This window comes from Actinomycetes bacterium (assembly GCA_022599915.1).
Lineage (GTDB): Bacteria > Actinomycetota > Actinomycetes > S36-B12.
Genome location: JAHZLH010000046.1, coordinates 1 through 7,891 on the forward strand (window position 1 = coordinate 1; position 7,891 = coordinate 7,891).

The 7,891-nt window shown below is 63.3% G+C and carries 8 protein-coding genes; 4 read left to right on the forward strand and 4 right to left on the reverse strand.

Features of this window, described 5'->3' with window-relative positions; translation table 11 throughout:
* Positions 1-6: 6 nt before the first annotated feature.
* The 4 genes from K0U62_07540 (at position 7) to K0U62_07555 (ending at position 4,871) form a co-directional block, all read left to right on the forward strand.
* Positions 7-729 carry a class I SAM-dependent methyltransferase gene (locus tag K0U62_07540; GenBank protein ID MCH9801366.1) on the forward strand — a complete coding sequence of 241 codons (723 nt, stop codon included), beginning with the start codon at positions 7-9 and terminating at the stop codon, positions 727-729.
* A complete protein-coding gene (locus K0U62_07545) occupies positions 726-2,258 on the forward strand; it encodes a DUF1957 domain-containing protein (GenBank protein MCH9801367.1) in 1,533 nt (510 codons plus the stop codon). The genes K0U62_07540 and K0U62_07545 overlap by 4 nt, the downstream gene beginning before the upstream one ends.
* Positions 2,259-2,320: 62 nt before the next feature.
* Positions 2,321-3,547 carry a calcium:proton antiporter gene (locus tag K0U62_07550; GenBank protein ID MCH9801368.1) on the forward strand — a complete coding sequence of 409 codons (1,227 nt, stop codon included), beginning with the start codon at positions 2,321-2,323 and terminating at the stop codon, positions 3,545-3,547.
* Positions 3,548-3,602: 55 nt separating this feature from the next.
* Complete coding sequence (locus K0U62_07555; protein MCH9801369.1) at positions 3,603-4,871, forward strand: glycosyltransferase family 4 protein; 1,269 nt, start codon at positions 3,603-3,605, stop codon at positions 4,869-4,871.
* A 4-nt stretch (positions 4,872-4,875) separates the two neighbouring features.
* On the opposite strand, the gene K0U62_07560 is transcribed toward K0U62_07555, so the two are convergent.
* From K0U62_07560 to K0U62_07575, 4 genes are all read right to left on the reverse strand, one after another.
* Positions 4,876-5,586, reverse strand: a complete 711-nt coding sequence (locus K0U62_07560) for an acyltransferase (protein MCH9801370.1) — start codon at positions 5,584-5,586, stop codon at positions 4,876-4,878.
* Between the two features lie 2 nt (positions 5,587-5,588).
* Positions 5,589-6,527: a class I SAM-dependent methyltransferase gene (locus tag K0U62_07565; GenBank protein MCH9801371.1), complete on the reverse strand. Its 939-nt coding sequence runs from the start codon at positions 6,525-6,527 to the stop codon at positions 5,589-5,591.
* Complete coding sequence (locus tag K0U62_07570; protein MCH9801372.1) at positions 6,524-7,303, reverse strand: enoyl-CoA hydratase/isomerase family protein; 780 nt, start codon at positions 7,301-7,303, stop codon at positions 6,524-6,526. Before K0U62_07570 ends, K0U62_07565 begins: the two co-directional genes overlap by 4 nt.
* 149 nt (positions 7,304-7,452) lie before the next feature.
* The coding region (locus tag K0U62_07575; GenBank protein MCH9801373.1) for a MaoC family dehydratase at positions 7,453-7,891 on the reverse strand (439 nt) is incomplete at its 5' end.

The following is a 7,891-nucleotide window of genomic DNA, read 5'->3' on the forward strand; positions in this document are numbered from 1 at the left end:
CCCGGAATTGCCCGGGAAAACTACTGGTTCCGCAGGCATGAGGCCGTCTATGAGTGGATTCGTAGCTCGGGGATCGCTGGGGTAGTCGTGGAAGCGGGCTGTGGCGAGGGCTATGGCGCTGAGTTGCTGCGGCAAGCCGGCACTGAAGTGATTGCGGTGGACTACGACGAGACCGCGGTGAGTCATGTCTCCGCCCGGTATCCGGAGGTCTCCGCAGTCCGGGCGAACCTGGTGGATCTGCCGCTAGATGACGGCTGCGCTGACCTGCTGGTCAGTTTGCAAGTCATCGAACACCTGTGGGATTTGGCCGGTTTCTTCCGCGAAGCCCACCGAGTATTGCGGCCCGGTGGTCGGATCGTGGTGTCGACGCCGAACCGACTGACGTTTTCCCCGGGTCTGGGGCGGGGTGAGAAGCCCACCAACCCGTTCCACGTCGAGGAGTTCGACGCCGACCAGATCGCACCGCTGCTCACCGAGGCTGGATTCGTTGATCCCCGCACGTTCGGGCTCTTCCTGGGCCCCCGATTGACTGAGATGGAAGCTGACCGCGGCCCACTGGTGCAACGCCAGGTGGATGCGATCTTGGCCGAGGAGTGGCCGGAGCAACTCGACGCTGACGTGGCCGCCGTAACCGTGACCGACTTCACCGTGGAACTGCTCGACGAAAACCCCGACCTCGCGCCCTCATCGCTGGACCTGATCGGCACCGCTCGCAAGGCCGGCGGATGAGTAATCCGCAGTCACCGGTCGGCACGTTTTGTTTGGTGCTTCACACCCACCTGCCGTGGCTAGCGCACCACGGCTCCTGGCCAGTGGGAGAAGAGTGGCTGCATCAGGCCTGGGCGATGTCTTACGACCCAGTGGTCACGGTCCTGGATGAGTTGGCTGATGCTGGCCAGCAGGATCTACTCACCCTGGGCGTGACGCCGATCGTTGCCGCCCAGTTAGACGATCCCTACTGCCTGGACCTGCAGCAGATCTGGCTGGCCGACCGGCATTGGCGGGCCGTCGGGATGACCGCAGAACCTGACCCAATGCGCCGCGAACTCGGCGGCTGGGAAGCCGAGCAGTCGCTGCGCGCCCAGGAGTCATTCGAGAACCGCTGGTGCCACGGCGGTTCGCCGGTTCTGCGCGACCTGGCCGACCGGGGCGCGATTGAACTGCTGGGCGGACCCCTGGCACACCCGTTTCAGCCGCTGCTGGACGAAGACTTGGTGGCATATGAGCTGCAGGCCGGACGTGAGGATTCGTTGCTGCGCTACGGGCAGCGACCCCGAGGAATCTGGGCGCCGGAATGCGGCTACCGCCCCGGGCTGGAGGATTTTTACCAGCAAGCGGGAATAGGCCACTTCTTGTTGGATGGGCCCACCCTGCAACACGTGGGGGCACCCACGAGCGCCGGCACCCTGATCGGCGACTCCGACGTGGTTGGATTTGGTCGTGACCTAGAGGTCAGCTATCGGGTGTGGTCGCCGCGCCGCGGTTATCCCGGGGGCAAGTGGTACCGGGACTTTCACACTTACGACCACGACTGGGGGTTCCGGCACAGCCGGGTGACCAGCACTAGCACCGCCCCGGAAGACAAAGCCCCTTACGATCCGAACCGCGCGTTAGCGGCAGCGGAAGCCGATGCCCGCGACTTCGTCGATGTGGTCAGGCGACGGCTCACCGATATTGCCGGCGAGCAAGGACACCCCGGCCTCGTAGTCGCCGCCTACGACACCGAACTCTTTGGCCACTGGTGGCACGAAGGCCCGCACTGGCTGCGTCGCGTCCTGCAACTACTGCCCGAGGCCGGGGTGCAGGTGACCACACTGTCTGGTGCCGTGGATGCGGGCCTGGTTACCGGGCGCACCCAGCCGGAGTCGGGTTCCTGGGGGGCAGGTAAGGACTGGCATATCTGGGACGGCGAAGCGGTGCACAGCATGGTGGCGGACAACACCACCGCCCAGGACCGAGTGCTGCGGTTATTGAAGAGCTTGCCGCGCGAGCAACGCAGCCCGGTCGCAGATCAGTTGCTGCGAAATCTAGTGCTGGCGTTGCAGTCGGACTGGGCGTTCATGATCAGCCACGAGTCGGCTGCTGGCTACGCCGCTGACCGACACCGCGCTCATCACGTCAACGTCTCCCAGTTGGCCAAACTGGTGGAACGCACCGGCTGGGACTCAGCCGCAGCGATCGCAGCAGCCGCTGATCACCGGCAATTCGACGGACCGTTTGGCCACATCGACGCCCGCGCGATCGGGTACGGTCACTAGCGACACCACCCGATAGCACTCGGGGTGTCAGCCGCCAGCCGCTACCAGTGAGAGGGCCCGCAATGGCACCACCTTCTTTGCTGCGGACCGAATGGACCTGGCTGATCGTCGCTGCGACCGCGGTGTTGTTCAGTCTCTTTGGCAGTCAATGGACGTCTAATCTGAGCAGCTTTGGCGAGGTTGCGGTGATCTTTGGCTGGTTGTTCGTGGTGATCCTGCTGGCTGCGTTCAACGTGGTGCGCCATGCGGAAGCGCTCGCGGTGAAGTTGGGCGAACCACTCGGGACGCTCATCCTGACACTCAGCGTGATCTCCATCGAGGTGCTGATGATCTCCTCGGTGATGCTCACCGGAGACAACCAACCCACCTTGGCCCGAGACACCATGTTCGCGGTCACCATGATTGTGCTGTGCGGTCTCGTCGGTTTGGCACTGCTGGTGGGCGGACTGAAGCACCACGAACAGAGCTATAACCTGCAAGGCGCCAATGCCTACCTCGCTGTCATCATGCCGCTGGCGCTTCTGGGGCTCGTACTGCCGGACTTCACCACCAGTACCGACGATCAGACTTTGAGCACTACCCAAGAGATCATGTTCATGGTGATCTTCCTCGCCCTATATGGCGTATTTCTAGCGATCCAAACCGTGCGGCATCGAGAAATCTTCATTGCGCCCACGACGTCGCCGCAGCCGGCAACCGCCCAGGCGACAACCACATCGTCTGGCGCCGCAGCGGTTATCGCTGCCGGCAGCGAGACTGACGACGCCGAGGACGACAACGAGGACGACGAAGATGATCTAGCGGATGACGCTCACGACGAGCATCCGGGGCTGGTTGTCCGGTCTGTGAGCACGCACGCGCTGCTGCTGTTGGCGTTCCTGATCCCAGTGGTGCTGCTGTCCAAAGAACTGGCCTACCCAATCGACTACGTAATCGAGGAGTCTGGCGCACCGGTCGCACTCGGCGGTTTTATCGTTGCGCTGTTGATCCTGTCGCCGGAAGCCATGACCGGTCTGCGGGCGGCGCTGGCCAACAAACTGCAACGCTCGGTGAATCTATACTTGGGGTCGATTGCAGCCACGATTGGCCTGACTATCCCCGCAGTGTTGGCGGTGGGCATCGTCACCGGCAAAGCGATTGTCTTGGGTTTGGAGCCGAAGAGCATCGTGTTGCTGGCCGCAACCCTGGCGGTATCGATGCTGACGTTCGCAAGCCGACGAACCAACGTCTTGCATGGGGTGGTGCACCTCGCGCTCTTCGCCGCTTACCTGATGCTGCTCTTCGACTAGCGCGGAACCGGGAGCCGCTGCCGCAGCCCGTGCTCAGGTCAGGTACCGTCACCGGGTGCGCGTATTGCACCTGTCTTGGGAATATCCACCGCTGGTCTATGGCGGTTTGGGCCGTCACGTTGCCGCGATCACGGCCGCCCAGGTGGCAGCCGGTGACGAGGTCACCGTGCTCACCCAGACCGAAGATGAGCCCGGTGTCGACGAGGTCGGCGGCGTGCGGGTTGTGCGAGTACGACGGCACGGCCCGGAACTGGAGTTCGGCGGGGACGCCATCATCGACTGGGTCGTCGGCTTGGAGTCCGCGCTGTCGCAGGCCGCAGTCGAGCTGGCGACCGACTATTCACCCGATGTCCTGCACGCGCACGACTGGATGGTGGTCAACACCGCGCTGGCTGCGCAGCAGGCATTCGACAAGCCGCTGGTCGCCACCATCCACGCCACCGAGGCTGGCCGTCATCAAGGTTGGCTACCCAATGATCTGTCCCGGGAACTCCACCAGCGAGAGTGGCGACTCAGCAACTCAGCAAACCGGGTGATCACTTGTTCCACCGCCATGAAGCGGGAGGCCGAGCACCTCTTCGATCTACCTGCCGACCGCACCGCTGTCGTTCCCAACGGGATCGACCTGGCCGCCTGGAAACTCGTCCCGGCTGACCGGGAGACTGCCCGGACGGCGCACGCTGGCGATGGCCCACTGTTGGTGCAGACCGGGAGATTGGAATGGGAGAAAGGCGTCGACCTGACCTTGGCAGCCGTGCCGCTGTTGCAGCAGCAGTTCCCCGGGGTGAAGTTGGTCATCGCGGGGCGCGGCACCATGACCGAGCAGTTCAAAGAACGTGCAGCCGAAGCCGGCCTTGACGATTCGGTGGAGTTTTTGGGATGGATGCCAGACCACGAACTGCGCGGTCTGATTGCCGCCGCTAACACTGTCATCGTGCCCAGTAGATACGAACCGTTCGGACTGGTCGCGCTGGAGGCGGCCGCACTTGGCGCGCCGGTAGTGGTGGCTGATACCGGTGGGTTGTCAGAGATTGCCGACGACGGTCGAGTGGCACTCACCTTCCCACGCAATGACGCGGAAGGCCTGGCTGCGGCGGTCACTGAAGTACTGACCGACTCTCCCGCTACCCAGCAGCGAAACGAAAACGCCCGCCAGGCGTTGGTCGAGACCTACCCGTGGACCCGAGTGGCGGCGTTGACTGACCAGGTCTACCGAGATGCTACCGAAGACTTCGCTGCCCACGGCGCTTACAAGCTGACCGCACCTAAGTCACCACCTGCGGGAACCCAAGTGCTGGACCTGGACAACTCAGCGGCTGAGTGAACTGCTACTCGCCGCCATCTTGGGCGTTAGCGTCGGCGGCCACTTTGGTTTTGCGGGCAATGTCGGCCAGAGCTGCGCGCCGCTCCGCCTCCGCTTCGTAGATGTCGCGGCGGTTCTTCAAAATCCGCGCCGGCACGCCGCCGACGATGCTCATCGGTGGCACGTCTTCGCGTACCACGGCATGGGCGGCGATCACCGACCCGTGACCCACGTTGGTGCCACGCAGCACCGTCGCCTTGGCGCCAATCCACACGTCTTCACCGATCCGCACCGGAGTCTTGGTCAGACCTTGATCCTTGATCGGTAGGTGGATGTCGGAGGTGACATGGTCGAAGTCGCAGATGTAGACCCAGTCAGCAACAATGCAGGACCCGCCGACTTCAATGTCTAGGTAGCAGTTGATGGTGTTATCTCGCCCGAAGACGGCCTTATCGCCGACGGTGAGCACCCCTTCGTGGCACCGCAATCGGTTCTCGTCCCCCACGTGCACAAACCGGCCCATGATCAGTTGGCCATAGCCCTTGCGGGCATACAACTCCACTCGTTTACCCAGGAAGACGAATCCGGTGGTGATGACGTGCGGGTTGCGCACTTTGAACCAGAAGAACCGCCAATAGCGGATCAGGTACCACCAGTTCCAAGCGCGGTTGCGGTACACCCACTTCAGCGAGGCCCAGGTGAGAAACCTGGCCTGGCGCGGGTCACGACGGGCCATGGTCAGTCCAGCGGCTTGCGGCCCGCGACCGAGACGTTGTAGAAGAACTGCTTGGGAACAAAGTGGGTCCACACCTGGCCGTCTAGCCAGTTCAGTCCGATCCAGCTGCGGTAGGCGAACTGCGCCCACTTCCAACCCAGTGCACCAGGGCGGACCGCGGCCTCAAAGGTGCGTACCGGCCAACCGAACCAGGAGGCGGTCAGCTCGTTAGTCGCGGTAGTGACGTCTGCCGCTCCGGCGTCTTCACATAGCCGCTGCAGTTTGCCCGGGTCAAAGGTGTGGATGTCGACCACGGCCTCCAGCGCCGCCTCGGCCTCCATCTCCACGACCTCGTCGGCAGAACGGCCATACCGGTCCGCCAATGGACCACGGGAGGTGGCGCGCGTCGTGGCAGCCCAGGTGAGCTGGGACAACTTCCGCGCAACGACGTCACCACGCTCGGTGGGCTCGCCAGCAAAAGCGAAAGTGCCGCCGGGCTTCAGTACCCGCAGCACCTCCTTCATCGCCAGATCCAAATCTGGAATGTGATGTAGTACTGCGTGGCCGCACACTAGGTCGAAATAGTTGTCCTCATAGGGCAGCGATTCCGCGTCAGCTGGCTTGCCTTTCACGTCGAGGTCCAGGTCTTTGCCGGTGCGCAGCGCCACCTCGACCATTTTCGGCGACAGATCGGTGATGTGACCCTGCTCGATCAAGCCGCCCAACATCAGGTTCAGCGTGAAGAACCCGGTGCCGGCGCCGATCTCCAGCGAGCGGCCGAACGGCTGCACCGACTCACCGGCAACATGGTTGAACCGATCGCAGGCATAGTTAATGCAGCGGTCGTCGTAGGAGATGCTCCACTTTTCGTCGTAGGTACCCGCTTCCCAATCGTGATAGATCACATTGGCGAGTTTGGGGTCGTCGTAGGCCTGCTGGATCTGTTCCGGTGTCGCTGTCATCGTCCCTCGAACTCCGCTTTCCCTGGTCCGTTCTCGACGAATGATGACATGCCATTCGCCTGGTCTTCGGTGGCGAAGAGCCCGGTGAACTGTAGTCGTTCGATCTCCAGCCCGGTGGCTAGATCAGTCTCCAGACCAGCATCGATCGCCTCTTTGGCTGCTCGCAACGCCAGCGGTGGCCCTGCAGCTAGCCGTACCGCCAGATCGCGCCCGGCTGCCAGCACGTCATCCGGCAACACCACCTGATCTACGAGCCCGATCCGCAGCGCTTCATCAGCAGCCACATAGCGACCGGTGAAAATCAGCTCTTTGGCTCGGGCCGGGCCCACCAGCCGCGGCAATCGCTGGGTGCCGCCGGCCCCGGGGATGATCCCCAACAAGATCTCTGGTTGACCTAGCCGAGCGTTGTCACCGGCAACGCGCAAATCGCAGCACATCGCCAACTCCAAGCCACCGCCGAGGGCGTAGCCAGTGACAGCGGCAATAGTTGGCTGCGGAATCTGCGTGACCGCGGTGAAACAGGCCGAGAGGTCTTTGGTCTCCGCAACAGCGTCGGTGTAACTCCAGTCGGCCATCTCTTTCACGTCGGCCCCGGCAGCAAACACTTTCGGCCCACCGTGCAGCAGCACCGCGCGCACATCCCGGCGACCGGACACTTCCCGAGCCGCATCGCGGATCTGATTCTGCATCTCACGATTGAGTGCGTTCATCGGTGGACGCTGCAGGGTGATGGTGGCTACCCCGGCTTCGATCTCGAGGTCGATCAGGTCAGGCATGTCGCCCCTTTCGCGGCTAGTGCCGCCACGTGATGGGCCAAGCGTAGACGACGCCCGACGGCACTGAGGTGGGGCCATCACCGGGCTGTCCTACCCACGCAGGACAGCCGAGCGTCGCGGCCGGTTCTTTCCGGCACCATCGTCAGCGATCAGCGGGGAACCAGTACCCAGAGGTCGAGGTCAAGCAGCACACCCGGCGCGTATTTACCGTCCTCGCCCCGCAAGGTCATCGACTCATCCCGATCTTTGGTAGCTACCAGCCGCAGCCGCAGCGCACCGACCCCCCGTACATCGGTCTCAGCCTTGTCCAGCACCTCCGACCAGGCGTAGACGGTGTCACCCGCGAAGGCCGGCGAAGTATGCGCCCCAGCATTGATCGCGGCGATCAGTTGCGCGTTGGCCAAGCCATTGAAGGACAGTGCCCGCGCCATGGAGATGATGTGGCCACCGTAGGTTAGCCGCTGCCCGTCGGGACGGGCCTGAGTGTTGAAGTGAACCTTGGCGGTGTTCTGCCACAGCCGGGTGGCCATCATGTGTTCGGCATCGGTGAGGGTAACGCCGTCCACGTGGTCAATCTTCTCGCCGACC